The organism is Mesorhizobium sp. P170090 (assembly GCF_057786115.1).
This window is the reverse complement of the sequence record NZ_JBYNWH010000001.1, coordinates 3604263-3620318: the sequence shown is the minus strand read 5'-3', so window position 1 is coordinate 3620318 and position 16056 is coordinate 3604263. Positions and strand designations below refer to the sequence as shown.

General features: G+C 64.1%; 18 protein-coding genes. 1 reads left to right on the top strand and 17 read right to left on the bottom strand.

Annotated features, from left to right (window positions below; all coding sequences use genetic code 11):
* Window positions 1–235: 235 nt before the first annotated feature.
* The 16 genes from AC3EML_RS17360 to AC3EML_RS17285 form a co-directional block, all read right to left on the bottom strand.
* Window positions 236–1003 (bottom strand): ABC transporter permease, encoded by a 768-nt coding sequence (locus AC3EML_RS17360; RefSeq protein ID WP_023834248.1) that lies wholly within the window; start codon window positions 1001–1003, stop codon window positions 236–238.
* Window positions 1000–1938 (bottom strand): ABC transporter ATP-binding protein, encoded by a 939-nt coding sequence (locus AC3EML_RS17355; protein WP_023689503.1) that lies wholly within the window; start codon window positions 1936–1938, stop codon window positions 1000–1002. Before AC3EML_RS17355 ends, AC3EML_RS17360 begins: the two co-directional genes overlap by 4 nt.
* The gene (locus tag AC3EML_RS17350; protein WP_023752009.1) at window positions 1935–3098 is read right to left on the bottom strand and encodes an ABC transporter permease; all 1164 of its coding nucleotides are present in this window, start codon (window positions 3096–3098) and stop codon (window positions 1935–1937) included. Before AC3EML_RS17350 ends, AC3EML_RS17355 begins: the two co-directional genes overlap by 4 nt.
* Before the next feature lie 316 nt (window positions 3099–3414).
* Entirely contained in the window at window positions 3415–4326 is a 912-nt protein-coding gene (gene osmF / locus AC3EML_RS17345; RefSeq protein ID WP_023689505.1) for a glycine betaine ABC transporter substrate-binding protein OsmF, read from the bottom strand.
* A gap of 164 nt (window positions 4327–4490) precedes the next feature.
* Window positions 4491–4814: a helix-turn-helix domain-containing protein gene (locus tag AC3EML_RS17340; RefSeq protein WP_352521817.1), complete on the bottom strand. Its 324-nt coding sequence runs from the start codon at window positions 4812–4814 to the stop codon at window positions 4491–4493.
* Window positions 4807–5136 carry a type II toxin-antitoxin system RelE/ParE family toxin gene (locus AC3EML_RS17335; protein WP_352521816.1) on the bottom strand — a complete coding sequence of 110 codons (330 nt, stop codon included), beginning with the start codon at window positions 5134–5136 and terminating at the stop codon, window positions 4807–4809. Before AC3EML_RS17335 ends, AC3EML_RS17340 begins: the two co-directional genes overlap by 8 nt.
* Window positions 5137–5222: 86 nt before the next feature.
* Window positions 5223–6443, bottom strand: coding sequence for an MFS transporter (locus AC3EML_RS17330; protein WP_352521815.1), 1221 nt, complete (start codon window positions 6441–6443; stop codon window positions 5223–5225).
* The gene (gene nusB / locus AC3EML_RS17325; RefSeq protein ID WP_488473682.1) at window positions 6440–6940 is read right to left on the bottom strand and encodes a transcription antitermination factor NusB; all 501 of its coding nucleotides are present in this window, start codon (window positions 6938–6940) and stop codon (window positions 6440–6442) included. Before nusB ends, AC3EML_RS17330 begins: the two co-directional genes overlap by 4 nt.
* A complete protein-coding gene (gene ribH, locus AC3EML_RS17320) occupies window positions 6937–7431 on the bottom strand; it encodes a 6,7-dimethyl-8-ribityllumazine synthase (RefSeq protein WP_023693260.1) in 495 nt (164 codons plus the stop codon). Before ribH ends, nusB begins: the two co-directional genes overlap by 4 nt.
* A 95-nt stretch (window positions 7432–7526) precedes the next feature.
* Complete coding sequence (locus tag AC3EML_RS17315) at window positions 7527–8144, bottom strand: riboflavin synthase (RefSeq protein ID WP_352521814.1); 618 nt, start codon at window positions 8142–8144, stop codon at window positions 7527–7529.
* Between the two features lies 1 nt (window position 8145).
* Window positions 8146–9276 (bottom strand): bifunctional diaminohydroxyphosphoribosylaminopyrimidine deaminase/5-amino-6-(5-phosphoribosylamino)uracil reductase RibD, encoded by a 1131-nt coding sequence (gene ribD, locus AC3EML_RS17310; protein WP_352521813.1) that lies wholly within the window; start codon window positions 9274–9276, stop codon window positions 8146–8148.
* Between the two features lie 2 nt (window positions 9277–9278).
* Complete coding sequence (gene nrdR, locus AC3EML_RS17305; protein WP_023669351.1) at window positions 9279–9773, bottom strand: transcriptional regulator NrdR; 495 nt, start codon at window positions 9771–9773, stop codon at window positions 9279–9281.
* 138 nt (window positions 9774–9911) lie between these two features.
* Window positions 9912–10496, bottom strand: a complete 585-nt coding sequence (locus tag AC3EML_RS17300; RefSeq protein ID WP_023669350.1) for an invasion associated locus B family protein — start codon at window positions 10494–10496, stop codon at window positions 9912–9914.
* 80 nt (window positions 10497–10576) lie between these two features.
* A complete protein-coding gene (glyA, locus tag AC3EML_RS17295) occupies window positions 10577–11890 on the bottom strand; it encodes a serine hydroxymethyltransferase (RefSeq protein WP_023669349.1) in 1314 nt (437 codons plus the stop codon).
* Window positions 11891–12061: 171 nt separating this feature from the next.
* Window positions 12062–13708, bottom strand: a complete 1647-nt coding sequence (locus AC3EML_RS17290) for a Na+/H+ antiporter (RefSeq protein WP_352521812.1) — start codon at window positions 13706–13708, stop codon at window positions 12062–12064.
* 184 nt (window positions 13709–13892) lie between these two features.
* Window positions 13893–15146, bottom strand: a complete 1254-nt coding sequence (locus AC3EML_RS17285) for a L,D-transpeptidase family protein (RefSeq protein ID WP_023711542.1) — start codon at window positions 15144–15146, stop codon at window positions 13893–13895.
* Between the two features lie 127 nt (window positions 15147–15273).
* Between AC3EML_RS17285 and AC3EML_RS17280 the strand changes: the two genes are divergently transcribed.
* Window positions 15274–15525 (top strand): hypothetical protein, encoded by a 252-nt coding sequence (locus AC3EML_RS17280; protein WP_023711543.1) that lies wholly within the window; start codon window positions 15274–15276, stop codon window positions 15523–15525.
* On the opposite strand, the gene ldtR is transcribed toward AC3EML_RS17280, so the two are convergent.
* Window positions 15526–16041 carry a transcriptional regulator LdtR gene (gene ldtR / locus AC3EML_RS17275; RefSeq protein WP_023672997.1) on the bottom strand — a complete coding sequence of 172 codons (516 nt, stop codon included), beginning with the start codon at window positions 16039–16041 and terminating at the stop codon, window positions 15526–15528.
* Window positions 16042–16056: the final 15 nt, after the last annotated feature.

The window sequence follows — 16056 nt, the reverse complement described above, 5'->3', positions numbered from 1 at the left end:
CCAAAAGAACCCCTCCCTGGGCCGTTGGTGCGGGGAGCGGATAAGCCTAGGCGGAATCCGTCCTTCGCAGCGGTGTATGCGAAACAGGGCTCGGAACGTCAAGATATTGTTCGGTTTTTGCCCCGCTTTCAGCCAAAAGGTTTAGGCCAGAACATTCCCGTGGCCGATGCCTTGCTATTAGATCGGTTGAAATGACGCTGCGTCAGTCAATGCTTTGCCCGCAGTCCAGCGAAGGTCAGTCGCCAGTCTCCTGCCCCATCTTGCGCGCCGTATAGCGCTCGATGGCGGACAGTCCGTCATAGATCAGCATCGCCAGCGCCGCGACGATCAGGCCGCCTTGCAGGACGAAGGCGAGATTGTTGGACAGCAGGCCGGCGATGATCACCTCGCCCAGCGTCTTGGCGGCAACCGTCGAGCCGATCGTCGCCGTGGCCAGGCTGATCACCACCGACAGCCTTATTCCTCCCAGAATGATCGGCGCGCTCAGCGGCAATTCGACCTTGACCAGTCTTTGCCAGCCCGTCATGCCGGCGCCGCGCGCGGCCTCCATGATGTTGCCGGGCAGCGTTGTGAGGCCGGTCAGCGCGTTCTCGAAGATCGGCAGCAGGCCGTAGAGAAACAGCGCAATCAGCGTCGGCTTCTCGCCGAAACCGACGGCGGGCACCGCCAGCGCCAGCACCGCCACCGGCGGAAAGGTCTGGCCGATATTGACCAGACTGCGCGACAGCGGCAGGAATTCGGCGCCCGCCGGCCTGGTCACCAGGATGGCAAGCGCCACGGCAACGATGGTTGCGGCGACGGTAGCGATCAGCACGGTCCTGAGATGCAGCAGGGTCAGCGTCAGCAGGCTGCCCTGATTGTAGATCGCCGGCGCATTGTTTTCGGTCAGCGGCTTCAACAGCGGCTCGAACCAGCCGGGATTGGTGACGAAGGCTATGAGAAGCACCACCAGTGCAAGCCTGAGCAGCGAAGGCAGCCAGGCTTTTAGACCGGCCCCTTTCATGCCGGCCTCGCCGCGCGCTTCACCAGCCCGTCGACGGTGACGCGGCCGAGCAGCTTGCCGTCTTCGCCCTTGACCGGCAGCGCCGGCCGGCCCGACCACAGAAGCTCGGCCAGCGCGTCGCGCTGGCTGGCGTCGCCTGGGATCGCCTCGCCTTCGGCAGTCCCCTTTTCCACGGCGTCGCGCACGCGGCCGAGCGACAAGAGCCGGAACGGCTTTTCGCTGGCGCCGACCAGGGTTTCGACGAAGGCGTTCGCCGGCCGCGCCAGGATCTCTTCCGGCTTGGCGTATTGCACCAGCTTTCCGGCATCCATGACGGCGATCTTGTCGCCCATGTGGACCGCCTCCTCCATGTCGTGGGTAACGAGGATGATGGTGGTGCCGAAGCGCTTCTGGATTGCCAGCAGGTCCTCCTGCGCCTTGGTGCGGATGATCGGGTCGAGTGCGCCGAACGGTTCGTCCATCAGAAGCACATTGGGCTCGGCGGCGAGCGCGCGGGCGACGCCGACACGCTGCTGTTGCCCGCCGGACAGTTCGTGCGGGTAGCGCGGGCCATAGGCCTCGGGGTCGAGCTGGTAGAGTGTCATCAACTCATCGACGCGGGCCTTGATGCGGTCCTTGTCCCAGCCCAGCAGGACCGGCACGGTGGCGATGTTCTGCGCAACGGTGCGGTGCGGGAACAGGCCGTGGCCCTGGATAGCGTAGCCGATGCTGCGGCGCAGCTCGTAGCCGGGCAGCGTGCGGTTGTCGTTGCCGTCGAGCTTGATGACGCCGGCGGTCGGCTCGACCAGCCGGTTGATCATTCGCAGCAGCGTCGTCTTGCCGGAACCGGAGGTACCGACAATGACGCAAACCGTACGCGGCTCGACGACCATGGACACGTCGTCGACCACGGTCGTCGCGTCATAGCGCTTGGTAATGCCTTCGATCTCGATCATGCCGTTTCAACCCTGCGCCTGGTGGCGGTCATTTCGATCACTGCGTCGAGGATGATGGCCGCGGCGAAGGCCAGCGCCACCGTCGGCACGGCGCCGAGCAGCACCAGGTCCATTGCGGTCTGGCCGACGCCCTGGAAGACGAAGACGCCAAAGCCGCCGCCGCCGATTAGTGCTGCGATGGTGGCCAGGCCGATGTTCTGCACCAGCACGATGCGGATGCCGGTGAGGATCACCGGAAAGGCCAACGGAAACTCGACGCCGAACAGGCGCTGGCCATCGGTCATGCCCATGCCGCGCGCTGCATCATTGGCCGCGCGGGGTACGCCGGCAAGCCCGACCACGGTGTTGGCCACCACCGGCAGCAGCGAATAGAGGAACAAAGCCACGAAGGCGGGCGCGGTGCCGATGCCTCTGATACCGAGCGCTGCGGCACCCGGAACATGCGCGGCGACCCAGCCCAGCGGCGCGATCAGCAGGCCAAACAGCGCGATCGAGGGTATGGTCTGGACGATGTTGAGCACATTGAGCACGCCGGCCCGCAACCGTTCGACGCGGTGGCACAGGATGCCGAGCGGCAGGCCGACGATCACCGCCGCCGCCAGCGACCCCAGCGCCAGTGTGATGTGCTTGGAGCCTTCGGCCCAGAAACTATCGGCGCGGTTTGCATATTCCTTGAGGATCGACAGGCTGTCCCACTGCCCCGATATCAGCAACAAGCCGATGGCCAGCGCCGCGACGACGAGCACGCCGACGCGGGCCGGTGGCGACAGGTTGAGCCTGGTCAGCACGTCGGCGAGCAACAATGTGAAGGCAAAGATCAACAGCCAGAACCCGGAAGCCGGCGAGATGCGGGCGAAGGTGTTGCCGGCCGGCATCAGGAAGGTGCCGGCGACACCGATCAGCATGGCAAGGGCGGCGAGCGCCACGACGCTTGCGGCCAGGCGCAGGACAAGCGGGGTTTTCAGCAAGGCAACAATTGCGGCCACGACGACGATCGCCAGCAGTAGCGGCCCGACTGTGGCCGGCAGCGCCTCCAGGATCGAGCGCGCCTGACCGGGAACGATACGATTGGCGCGGAAGGTGGCGAACGGAGCCAGAAACGCCGCATAGGCAACGATCGCCGCGATAACCATGCCGAGCTTGTCGAAACGCAGGGTCATGGATGCCCCCCATGAGGAGCGATTTTCCACGTTGCGCAGACTACGCTGGTGATCGGCGCAAGCCGACGCGAAGTCCGATCTCCCCCCTTGCGGGGGAGATGGCCGGCAGGCCAGAGGGGGGTGTGAAGGATCGTCAGCTTTCGAGCGTCGGCCTGTTCGGAAGCAACCCTGTCGAGGCACGCACCTGCTACCGGTTGTGAGGTCGGCGGGACAGCACCCCCCTCTGTCCTGCCGGACATCTCCCCCGCAAGGGGGGAGATCAGCAGCTTCCAGAGAGGGGTGTCTCGCACCAGCGTCACGATCAGCTATGCGCTGACTACTTCAAAAACCCGTTCTTCTTCAAAAAGTCCTCGGCGACACCCTTGACCGGCTCGCCGCCGACCTGGACGCGGCCGTTGAGTTCCTGCAGCGTGACGAGGTCGAGCTTGGCGAACACCGGCTTCAACAGCGTCTCGATCTCCGGATGCTCTTTCAGCACCGCTTCGCGGATGATCGGCGCCGGCTGGTAGACCGGCTGCACGCCCTTGTCGTCGGCGAGCACGACCAGGCCGGACGGCGCGATGCCGCCGTCGGTGCCGTAGACCATGGCGGCGTTGGCGCCGTTGGTCTGGTTGGCGGCAGCACCGATTGTCGCGGCGGTGTCGCCGCCCGAAAGCGTGATCAACTGCTCGGGCTTCAGCGTGAAGCCGTAAGTGGTCTGGAACGCCGGCAGGGCTGCCGCCGAATTGACGAACTCGGCCGAGGCCGCCAAAACGACCGTGCCGCCGCCGGCGACATATTTGCCGAAGTCGGTCAGGGTCGCCAGCTTGTTGGTCTCGGCAACCTCCTTGCGCAGCGCGATCGCCCAGGTGTTGTTGGCCGGTGACGGCGACAGCCAGACGATCTTGTTGGCATCATAGTCGAGCTTCTTGGCGGTCTCATAGGCCTTGGCGGCATCCTTCCAGACCGGATCGTCGGCCTTCTCGAAGAAGAAAGCGGCATTGCCGGTGTACTCGGGATAGATGTCGATCTCGCCGGCAGTGATCGCCTTGCGTACCACCGGCGTGCCGCCGAGTTGGATGCGGTCGGTGGTCTTGATGTTGTTGGCGTTGAGCACAAGCTGGATGATGTTGCCGAGCACGCCGCCCTCGGTGTCGATCTTCGAGGAGACGACCACCTGGGCATTGGCGGAGGCGGCCGTGATGCCAAGCGCCAACGCCGCGCCGGCCAGAATCTTGACTGAAAACATTGTGAAAACCCCTTGCTTTGGACCGAAATGCGGTGGCCGCATATGAGCATGGCTTCAACGCCCCGTCGGGGCACACGGTTTCATAACAATGGGTACAGACGCAATAATTTTGTGCGGTCGCCGCGATTTCGGCCACTGGTCTGCTGACAGCAGGGGTATTCCGATCAGGCGGCAACGTTCGGCTTTGCGGCAACTGCCTTTTCGACAATTTCGGGAGCAAGCTCCAGAACCTGCAGGAGCAGGCGGCCAGCGGGATCAGGCTTGCGCCTTCCCTGTTCCCAGTTGTTCATCGTAGATGCCGGAATGCCAAAGCGGCGCTCGAACTCCTTGACGGATTTTGCCACCTTCTTGCGGATAGCACGGATGCGTTCTGCCGGCATAGGATCGACGTTTACGGTTTCGAGCGCAAGCTCACCGCGCTTCCACGCCAAAGCTTCATTCAATCCTTCCTCAAGGGCCTTGCCGAGTTCAGTACGATCATCAGTCATCGGTCAGTTCCTTTACGAGTGCGAGCAGAGCCTTGCGGTCGGAGGCTGAGAGATCCGCCATTTCATTCTTGGCGTAAGCTGTGAGCATCAAGGCGGTATCGTCTGACAAAATAACGAAGTAAATCGCTCGTCCACCGCCGCGCTTGCCGCGACCACCAAGGCCAAAACGCATCTTGCGGATGCCACCCAGCCCCTGAATTACATCGCCGGCGAGCGGATTCGACGCAACGGCCTGTTCCAGTGCCGCCACGTCGGAAGCCGAAGCACCAATCCTCTTCAGGTCTTTCAGGTAACGTTTGGTGCGAACGATTTCCATGGCCATTACTACGCCATTGGCGCAGATCGGTCAAGTATAATACGCCAATGGCGTAATTCTTCGCAGAAATCCGTGCTGACCTAGGGATTGCTTTAACGGGCAGAAATTTTTCCCGAAGCCGTAATCTTCAATGTTACCAGGGCAAGGAAACACAGGGCGACGACGGGGAAAACCAGCCAGTTCAGCATCTCCCAGCCCCAGGCATTGTAGATGGCGCCCGACATTAGCGAGGCGAAGGCGACGGAGCCGAACAGGACGAAGTCGTGGAAGCCCTGCACCTTGCTCTTTTCGGACGGATGGTAGCTGTCGGCGACCATGGAGGTGGCGCCGATGAAGGCGAAATTCCAGCCGAGGCCAAGCAGGATCAGCGCCGTCCAGAACTGCCACAAATGCAGGCCGGACAAAGCCACCGCGGCGCAGCCGATGAGCAGGACCAGGCCGGTTGCGACGATGCGTTCGGCGCTGCAGCGATGGATCAGCGATCCGGTGAAGAAGCTCGGCGCAAACATCGCCATCACATGCCAGGAAATGCCGAGCGTGGCGTCGTCCGTCGACAGGCCGCAGCCGACCATGGCCAGCGGCGCGCCGGTCATGACGAAACTCATCAGCGCATAGCTGCCGACGGCGCAAAACAGTGCCGCGACGAAACGCGGCCGGGTGACGATATCGGACAGCGGCCGGGCGTCGCTTGACGCGACTTGCGCGTGGCCGGGAGCCTTGGCCGGGATGCGCAGGAATGACAGGATGATGGCGCCGGCCGCCGCCAGAACCGGAATGGCCACGAACGAGCCGGCAAACATCACCGGCGCCAGCAATTCGCGGGTGAAGATGACGATCTGCGGCCCGAGAATCGCGGTGATGACGCCGCCGGCCAGCACGAAGGAAATGGCGCGCGCCTTGAATTCGGGCGGAGCATTATCGGCGGCGGCGAAGCGGAACTGCTGGACGAAGGCGCCGCCGACGCCGATCACCAGCAGCGCGAAAGCGAACAGCCAGAAGCTGGCGTGGAACAGAGCCAACGTGGAGATGACGCCGCCAAGCGCGGTGACGATGGTGCCGGTCATGAAACCGCCGCGCTGGCCGAGCCAACGGATGATGGCCGCGGCCGGCAACGCGCCGAGCGCCACGCCGATGTTGAAGCCGGTGATTGGCGCCGTTGCCAGCGACTTATCGGGGCCAAGCAGATATTGCCCGGCCAGCCCGCCCATGGAAATGGCAATCGGCGCGGCCGAACCGATAATCGCCTGCGACGTCGCCAGGATGATCGCCGTGCGGCGCGCGTCCCGTGCTGCGCCGGCGACGGTGCCGGTCACAATGCGTCCTTGCCGCGCCCCTCGCCCCGCACCCGGCGCGACACACGGTCGAGCACGGCGTTGGTCAGCTTCGGCTCGTCTTCCTCGTAGAAGGCCTTGGCGATGTCGACATATTCCGAAACGATGACGGCCACCGGCACGTCGTCGCGCTTCATCAGTTCGTAGACGCCAGCGCGCAGGATGGCGCGCAACGTCGAATCGAGTTTGGACAGCGGCCAGTCTTCCGTCAGCGCCTGGCGTATGATCGGATCGATGGTCGTCTGGTTCTCGACGACGCCGGCCAGGATGGCGCGGAACCACTGCGCGTCGGCCTCCCGATAAAGCGCGCCGTCGACTTCCTTGCCGAGCCGGAACGCCTCGTATTCGGCGGTGATCTCGAAGACGCCGCTGCCGGCCACGTCCATCTGGTAAAGCGCCTGCACGGCGGCCAGACGGGCGGCGCCACGCTTGTTGGCGTGGCGTATCGCGGGCTGGCCGGGCGAAGCGGGTTCGCTCACGATTGCGCTCCCAGCTTCTCCTTGAGCGCGATCATGGTCAGCGCCGCGCGCGCGGCAAAGCCGCCCTTGTCGCCCTCCGAGCGCTTGGCGCGCGTCCAGGCCTGCGCGTCGTTCTCGGTGGTCAGGATGCCGTTGCCGATCGCAATCGCTTCCTGCACCGAGAGATCCATCAGCGCGCGGCTCGATTCATTGGCGACGATGTCGAAATGATAAGTGTCGCCACGAATGATGGTGCCGAGCGCGACAAAACCATCATAGTCCTTGCCGCCCTCGCCCATGCCGTCGAGCGCAAAAGTGATCACTGCTGGAATTTCCAGCGAACCGGGAACGGTGACGACGTCATAGGTCGCGCCGGCTTCGTCGAGCGCGCTCGTCGCGCCGTCGAGTAGCGCGTCGGCAAGATCGTCATGAAAGCGCGCCTCGATAATCAGAAGGTGGGCCTTCTTCTTCGGGCGAATGAACGCTTTGCCGTGTTGGGATGTGCCTGCCATGAATGTCTCCGGGGGTAGCCGGTGACTTAGGCCGAAGCGGTCACATTCGCAAGCTTTGTCCGACGCTCAGGCCCGGTCTAATTTCCCAGGGGGGCTCAAAGCCCCTCTTTCACCGCCTTGACCAGTCGCGCGGCGTAGCGGGCCATGGTGTCGATCTCCAGGTTGACCTTGTCGCCCACCTTGCGCTCGCCCCAAGTCGTCACGGTCAGCGAATGGTGGATCAACAGCACATCGAAACGGGCGCCTTCGACCTTGTTGACGGTAAGCGAGGTGCCGTCGAGTGCGACGGAGCCTTTTGGGGCAATGAATTTTGCCAGTTCGCGCGGCGCCTCCAGCGTGAAGCGAACGGCATCGCCTTCATCCTTCCGCTCGGCGATTTCGGCCATGCCGTCGACATGACCCGACACGATGTGGCCGCCGAGTTCGTCGCCGATCTTCAGTGCCCGCTCGAGATTGACCTTGGTGCCTGATTTCCAGCCCGACGCCGTGGTCAGCCTCAGTGCCTCTTCCCAGGCTTCGACCTCGAACCAGCGGGCGTTCGAGCCGCCATCTGGCAGCGCCGTCACCGTCAGGCAGACGCCGCCGCAGGAGATCGAGGCACCGATGGCGATCGTCGCGGGGTCATAGGCGGTGTCGATGCGCAGGCCGACGCCTTCGCTCAGCGGCTTGACGGCCGCGACGGTGCCGATATCGGTGACAATTCCAGTGAACATTTCAGATATCTCTCACCCATTCGGCATAGCTGTCTTCCCCGAAGCGCATCTCGCGCAATTTGCGGAAGCCTGCCGGGATATGGTTGGCGTCGATGGGCGATGCAATGCCGCCCTCGCCGATCGCTTCCGGTCCCTGGAACAGCACGATGCGGTCGACCAATCCCTCGGCGAGGAAGGCGCTGGCCACCTTGGCGCCGCCTTCGACCAGAACGCTGGCCATGCCGAGCGCGCCGAGATCCTCGAGCAGTTCCGGCAAGGCAATGCCGCCTTCATGGGTTTCGGTGCCGATGAAGCGCACACCGGCACGCTCCAGCACCGACCGCCGCAGCGGGTCGGCCTCCAGGCTCGCGGCGATATAGAGCGGCACCCGGTCGATGCCGGAGACCAGCTTCGAGGCTTCGGGCAGCCTGATCTGGCGGTCGAGCACGATGCGCGCCGGCGAGCGGTTCTCCAGCCCCGGCAGCCGCACGGTGAGCGCCGGATCATCCTCCAGCGCCGTGCCGATGCCGACCAGGATGCCATCGGCTTCGGCGCGCATCAGATAGACTTCGCGGCGGGCGACATCGCCGGTGATCGCGACCTGGCCGGCGCCATGCCTGCCGATCTTGCCGTCGCTGGAAAGCGCAAGCTTCAGAGTCACTTCCGGACGCTTTTTCAGGGATCGAATCAAATAGCCGGCCATCTGCTCGGCGGCTTCCTCAACCAGCACCTTTTCGACCACTTCGATGCCGGCGGCGCGCAGGATGGCATAGCCCTTGCCGGAGACGCGCGGATCGGGATCGCTGGCGGCGCCGATGACCCGCGCCACTCCGGCATTGACCAGCGCGTTGGCGCAAGGCGGGGTGCGGCCATGGTGGGCGCAGGGCTCCAGCGTGACATAGGCGGTGGCACCGCGGGCCAACTCGCCGGCTTCAGCCAGCGCCTCGGTCTCGGCATGCGGCCGGCCGCCAACAGCGGTGACGCCGGTGCCGACGATCATCGGCCCGGCGCCATCGTCGCGAACGATGATGGTGCCGACCGAAGGGTTGGTCGAGGTGCGGCCGGCATTTCGGCGCGAGAGTCTCAGCGCTGCCGCCATGAAACCGCGATCGAGAGCCTGCTGATCGGCCTTCCCTGACGTTTGGGTTGCCATGCTCAGCCGGCGTCCTCTTCGCTCTTCAGCTCGTCGCCCTTGAGCTCGTCGCCTTTGAGCTCACCCAGCACATCGTGGAAATCCTTGGCCTCACGGAAATTGCGATAGACAGAGGCGAAGCGGACATAGGCGACGTCGTCGAGCGACTTCAGCGCTTCCATGACGAGCCGGCCGACCTCGCCCGAGGCGATTTCCGTCTCGCCGGAGCTTTCGAGCTGGCGCACGATGCCGGTGACGGCGCGGTCGATGCGCTCGGGATCGACATTGCGCTTGCGCACCGCGATCTCCACCGAACGCAAGAGCTTGTCGCGGTCGAACGGCACCTTTCTGCCGGACTTCTTGACCACAACGAGATCGCGCAGCTGGACGCGCTCGAAGGTGGTGAAGCGGCCACCGCAATCGGGGCAGACGCGCCGCCGGCGGATCGCCGCGCCATCCTCGGCGGGGCGCGAATCCTTCACCTGCGTATCTTCGGACTGGCAATAGGGACAGCGCATGGAGAGCCTTCAGGTTGGCGATTCTGGCGGAACGATAGGCTTAGAGGTTTTTGCCGGGACGGCAAAGGTTCGGCAACGGCCGCTGGCGCCCTCAGAGATAGCGAGGCGGGAGGAAAATTGCCAGCCGCGCCAGATATGTCAGGGGGCGACGTCCTTGGTCGGGAAGCCGCAGGACGTTCCGAGGTTGCGGTAGGCCTTGGTGAAGCCGTCCATAGGGATGCTGGCGACGGCTTGCTTGCCGAACGTCACGTCGAGCGAGATGACCTGGCGCATGGCCCGCAACAAAGCGAGACTGGTCTTGGCCTGGTTGTCGACGGTCCAGCTCGGGCGGCCGGCATCATTGGAATAGACGGTCGCGGAAACCTTGACGCCGGGGTCACCGAAGGTCGCGGCGATCTTCTTGCCGGTCGGCAGCTCCTTGTTGGCGACGGTGAACATGATCGCCGGATAGGCATCGGGCGGCAGGGCGTCGCCAGTCGAGATCGAAAGCGTCAGCGTGCCGGCATTGCCGCCGCCATCGACAAAGGCCGTGGAGGCAGCGCAGGTCTTGTGGGAATCCTGGCCGGTGTCGAGCGCATCGATGATGGTGGTCCACCTGCCAAAGGTGTTTGTGGCGGGGATATCCGTGCCCGGCTGCGGCTGCTCCTGGGCGATCGCGCCCGACACGGCGACAGCGGCAAGCGAGCCGATGAAGGCCAGAACGGCAGGACGGAACACGCGCATCGTCAGATCTCCAACAGGCCGCGCCGCCCGAACAGCAAGCGGCGCAGAGCGCGGGATAAAAGACGATGCGCCGCTGGCGGTCAACCGAGATAGGGATAGAGCGGGAAACGATCGGTCAGCGCCACGACCTTGGCCTTCACGGCTGCTTCCACAGCCGCATTGCCTTCGTCGGAATTGGCGACCTTCAGCCCGTCCAGCACCTCGGCGATCAACTTGCCGATCTCGCGGAACTCGGCCTGGCCGAAGCCGCGCGTGGTGCCGGCCGGCGTGCCCAGACGCACGCCCGAGGTGACGAAAGGCTTTTCCGGATCGAACGGGATGCCGTTCTTGTTGCAGGTGATGTTGGCGCGGCCGAGCGCTGCCTCGGCGCGCTTGCCGGTGGCGTTCTTGGGCCTGAGATCGACCAGCATCAGATGGTTGTCGGTGCCGCCGGAGACGATGTCGAGGCCGGTTTCCTTGAGGCTCGACGCCAGCGCCTTCGCGTTGGCGGCGACACTCTCGGCATAGAGCTTGAAGCTCGGCTTCAGCGCCTCGCCGAAGGCGACCGCCTTGGCGGCGATGACATGCATCAGCGGGCCGCCCTGCAGGCCGGGGAAAACCGCCGAGTTCATCTTCTTGGCGATGTCCTCGTCATTGCACAGGATCATGCCGCCGCGCGGGCCGCGCAGCGATTTGTGCGTGGTCGTGGTCACGACATGGGCGTGCGGCAGCGGTGACGGATGCACGCCGCCGGCAACCAGGCCGGCGATATGGGCCATGTCGACCATCAGATAGGCGCCGACCGCATCGGCGATCTCGCGAAAGCGCTTCCAGTCCCAGATGCGCGAATAGGCGGTGCCGCCGGCCAGGATCAGCTTTGGCTTGGTCTCATGTGCGGTCTTTTCGATCGCGTCCATGTCGAGCAGATGGTCGTCCTTGCGCACGCCGTAGGAAACGACTTTGAACCATTTGCCGCTCATATTGACGGGCGAACCGTGCGTCAGGTGGCCGCCGGAATTCAGGTCGAGGCCCATGAAGGTGTCGCCGGGCTGCAGCAGCGCCAGGAAGACCGCCTGGTTCATCTGGCTGCCGGAATTCGGCTGGACATTGGCGAAGTTGCAGCCGAACAGCTTTTTGGCGCGCTCGATAGCGAGTTCCTCGGCGACGTCGACGAACTGGCAGCCGCCATAATAGCGCTTGCCCGGATAACCCTCGGCGTATTTGTTGGTCATGATCGAGCCCTGCGCCTCGAGCACGGCGCGCGAAACGATGTTTTCCGAGGCGATCAGCTCGATCTCGTGACGCTGGCGGCCAAGCTCGTTGCGGATCGAGCCGAAGATCTCCGGATCGGCATCTTCCAGCGTGGTTTCGAAGAAGGATTCGAACTTGTTCGACGCTGCCGCTGCAGTTGCCATGGCCTGAAATCCTTCGGTTCGGGGCATCTATCTATGCATATCGCTGCCCCGAAACCGCTGCACGGTTCCGGGCGACATGCATTGCCGCGCCATTAACACAGTTGTTTTCGCCTCGCCACGTTTGCAGCGCGAAATTTGCTGGCCGGATTGCGCCAGAGCGGCCCTGAACCGCTATTTTCGCTCCTGCCGCCCCTGCAGCAAGGCTTCGGTGAGCGTGATCTCGGTAAACAGCGCCCGCGCCGTATGGTCGTTGATCGCGCCGCTGCTTAACATGTCGCGCACGGCGATGCGCTCGGCCTCGATGCCGGCAAGCCGCATTTCGAGCTCCAGCCGCCCGGCTTCGCGGGCCTCTGCCCGGGCGTCGTCGGCCTCGTCCGAAGTGGCGATCCGGCGCCGGTAGCCGGCGACGATGTTTTCGGCGGCGGCAAGCCTGGCGCCGGGCACCTCGCCCTGGTCGTCGTCGCTGGCGCCCGCCATGCTTTCGACGCGGGCGATGGCCGCCTTGGCGGCGCCGATGCGGGCGAGACGCTCCTCGATGGCGCTGCCATCCTCGCCCGGCTCGACCAGCCCGCGCGCTATCTTCGGCAGCGCCACGCTGGCGATGGCGAGCGAACAGATGATGACGCCGGCGGCGAGGAAGATCACCAGGTCGCGCGCGGGAAAAGGCGAGCCGTCCGGCATGGCGAGCGGGAGCGACAGGATGCCGGCCAGCGTGATCGCGCCGCGCACGCCCGCCACCGAGCCGGCAAGCCGCACACGCATCCCGAACGGCTCGGCCTTGCGCTTTCCCCATTTTGCCTTGAGGCCTGCCGCGATGTCGCCGACCCAGATCCAGAGGAAGCGCAGCGCGATCAGGCACAGCGTCAGCGCAATCACCGTCGCGACCGGCTGGATGATCGGGTAATGGCCAGTCAGTTCGGGCGGCACGCGGCGAATGATTTCGGGAAGCTGCATGCCGAGCACGATGAACAGCGCGCCATTGTAGACGAAGGACAAGGTTGTCCACAGCGAGATCGTCTGCATGCGCGCCGAGACGCCGAGGAAGCGGAAGACGCCGGAGCCGCCGGTCAAAAGCCCGGCGGTGACCGCCGCCAGAATGCCTGAGGCATGCAGATGTTCGGCGACGAGATAGGCAATGAAGGGCAGCAGGACCATGACCAGAACCTGCGCCTCGGCCGGAACGCCGCCGATGCGATTCAGAAGCTGCAGGAGCCTGGCGGCGATGAACAACGCGGCGATGCCGGCCAGGATGCCGATGGCGACGGCATAAAAGAAGCTCAGCGATGCATCGGCGGAGGAAAAGCTGCCGGTCACGGCGGCGGCGACGGCGAAGCGGAACATGACCAGGCCCGAGGCGTCGTTGAGCAGCGCCTCGCCTTCCAGAATATGCATCAGCCGCGCCGGCACCAGGCTTCTGTCGACGATCGAGGACACCGCCACGGCGTCGGTCGGGGACAGCACGGCAGCGAGCGCGAAGGCGACGACCAGCGGGATGCTCGGCACCAACCAGTGCAAGGCATAACCGAAGCCGACAATGGTAAAGAAGACCAGCCCGATGGCCAGATCGAGGATCGGTCCGCGCAGCGCGATCAGCTCGCGTTTGGGCGCTCCATAGGCATCGCCGAACAAAAGCGGCGGGATGAACACCAGCAGGAAGAGTTCGGGGTCGATCTCGACATGGATGCCTTTCACCGGCCAGGCGAGCGCGGCGCCGATGGCAATCTGCAGCACCGGCAGCGGCACCCGAACCAACCGCACCAGTGCGCCGGAAAGAGCGACGAAGACCAGCACGGCGAGGATGAAGATTGCGACCTGCATGGCGCGATTCCGGCTGTTTTGAGGACCATGCGCAATTGCCGTTAGTCCGTCCAGATGGGCCTGCGGCGCAACGTCCGGCAGTGTTCATGGCCTGCATGGCTGGCGGCCACCAGTCTTCTTTCTGTTGGGATGTCGAACGGAAAAGGCCACCTTGCGGTGGCCTTTCCTGAAGGAGATCAGCCGCTTAGAGCGAAGAGGTGATCTGCAGTTCGCTGGCGCCATCGAGCGCGTAGACGTCGTCGCGGAACTGCACGACGCCCGGACCCGTCGACCAGGCCGACACATAGAGGAAGTGGACCGGAACCGGGTTGACGACCTGCACCGGCGTGTTCTCGCCGGTCTTGATGGTCGCCTCGAAATGCTGGCGGTCCCAGCCGGGTGTGTCGCGCAGGACCCATGTGACGAGGTCGCGCACGTTCTGGACACGCACGCAGCCCGAGGAATCGAAGCGCATCATCTTGCCGAACAGGCTTTGCTGCGGCGTATCGTGCATGTAGACGCCGTCGGGGCTGGGGAAGTTGATCTTCACCGAGGCCATGGCGTTGCCGGAACCCGGATCCTGGCGGAAGCGGTATTTTGCGGCATCATCCGTCGACCAGTCGACAGTCATCGGATCGACTTCGCTGCCATCAGGCGCAAACAGCCGGATGTGGCTGTCCTTGAGATAGTCGGGGTTCTTCCGCATCAGCGGAATGATGTCCTTGCGCACGATCGAGACCGGCGCGTTCCAGTAAGGATTGACGATGATCTCGTTGATCTTGGAATTGACCACCGGGGTCTGGCGGTCGATCTTGCCGACGATTGCGGTGTGGCGCAGCACGACGCGATCGTTCTCGACCGCCTCGATCTGTGCCGCCGGGATATCGACCAGCACATAACGGCTGCCCAGCGTGCCGGCCTTTTCGCGCAGGCGCTCCAGGTTGGTCTGCAGCTGACCGAGGCGGATCTGCGCCGAAACGTTCATCGCCGCATAAGTGTATTTGCCCATGGCGCCGTCGGCCGGCAGGCCATGGCGCGCCTGGAAGCGCTTGACCGCGGCGTCGACGTAGGAATCGAACGACGTCGAAATGCCGGCGCTCTGCGCCAGGTCGCCCGAAATCATCAGCCGCTTGCGCAGCGGCACCACGTCCGGATCGTCGACGCCAAGCTGCAGCTTCTTGGTCGCCGGCACCTCGCCCCAGCCGCCCTGGGCGACGATGTTCTGATACTGCGCCACCGCCTGTTCGGTGAAGGCGACCGTCTGCAGGCTGAAGATCGGCAGCGTCGAGGCGACCTTGCCGCCTTCCGAGGCGCGGGCGTCGAACTGGTCGTCCCAATTGCCGCGGGCCGAAGATTTCAGGATATCGTCGATGACATCCTGCGCGCTGGCGGCATTGGCAACCATGGCGACGGCGAGCGCGGAGGCTCCAGAAAGGAAAAAGCGGCGGCTGGTTCTCATGGACGTTCCAGACATTCTTGTCGTGTTTGGCTTGTAGCGTTTGGCTGTTGCAGCGTTCGGCTACGTGCTCGATGTTGGGCGATATCGCCCGCACTTTAAAGTTGGCACTGTTAACAATTAGCCAACCATGACCTGCGTCACCTGGCCGTCAAAAGCGGACGGCGATGCGACCTTACAGGCGCGCGAACAGCTTTCGCCGCCGCATACCCACACCCCTCGCTTCCACCGCGAATATGGCGGCAACGTGGCTTTGCGCCGAATTGGAAGCGCAGGCGGCTCGAAAAAGAAAAGGCCGGTGCTTTTCGGCACCGGCCTGTTGGCTGAGACTTGCCTCCGGCCGCGCTTCTTCCGGCGCAGCTGCTATTCAATGGCCCGCTGATTACATCCTGTAGGCAATCGTGTCGTTCCAGAAGCGGTCGAGGCGCTGCAGCGCGCGGTTCATCTGCTTGAACTCTTCGCTGTTGATGCCGCCGACCTGTTCGATCGAGCCGACATGGCGCTCATAGAGACCGGCGACGACTTCCGCCACTTCATTGCCCTTCGGCGTCAGCGAAACGCGGACCGAACGGCGGTCGATGCGCGAGCGCTGGTGGTTGATGAAGCCGAGATCGACCAGCTTCTTCAGATTGTAGGAGACGTTCGAGCCGAGATAGTAGCCACGCGAGCGCAGCTCGCCGGCGGTCAGTTCGGAATTGCCGATATTGAACAGAAGCAGCGCCTGGATGGCATTGATGTCGGAACGGCCGTTGCGGTCGAACTCGTCCTTGATCACGTCAAGCAGACGGCGATGCAGACGCTCCACCAGCTGCAGCGATTCCATGTAAAGCGAACGGATAGCCTCGCGGCGATCGTCGGATACGTTGGCGGTCTTCGCCGCCGGACGCGAATTGATCATTGTCTTTGCCTCTCG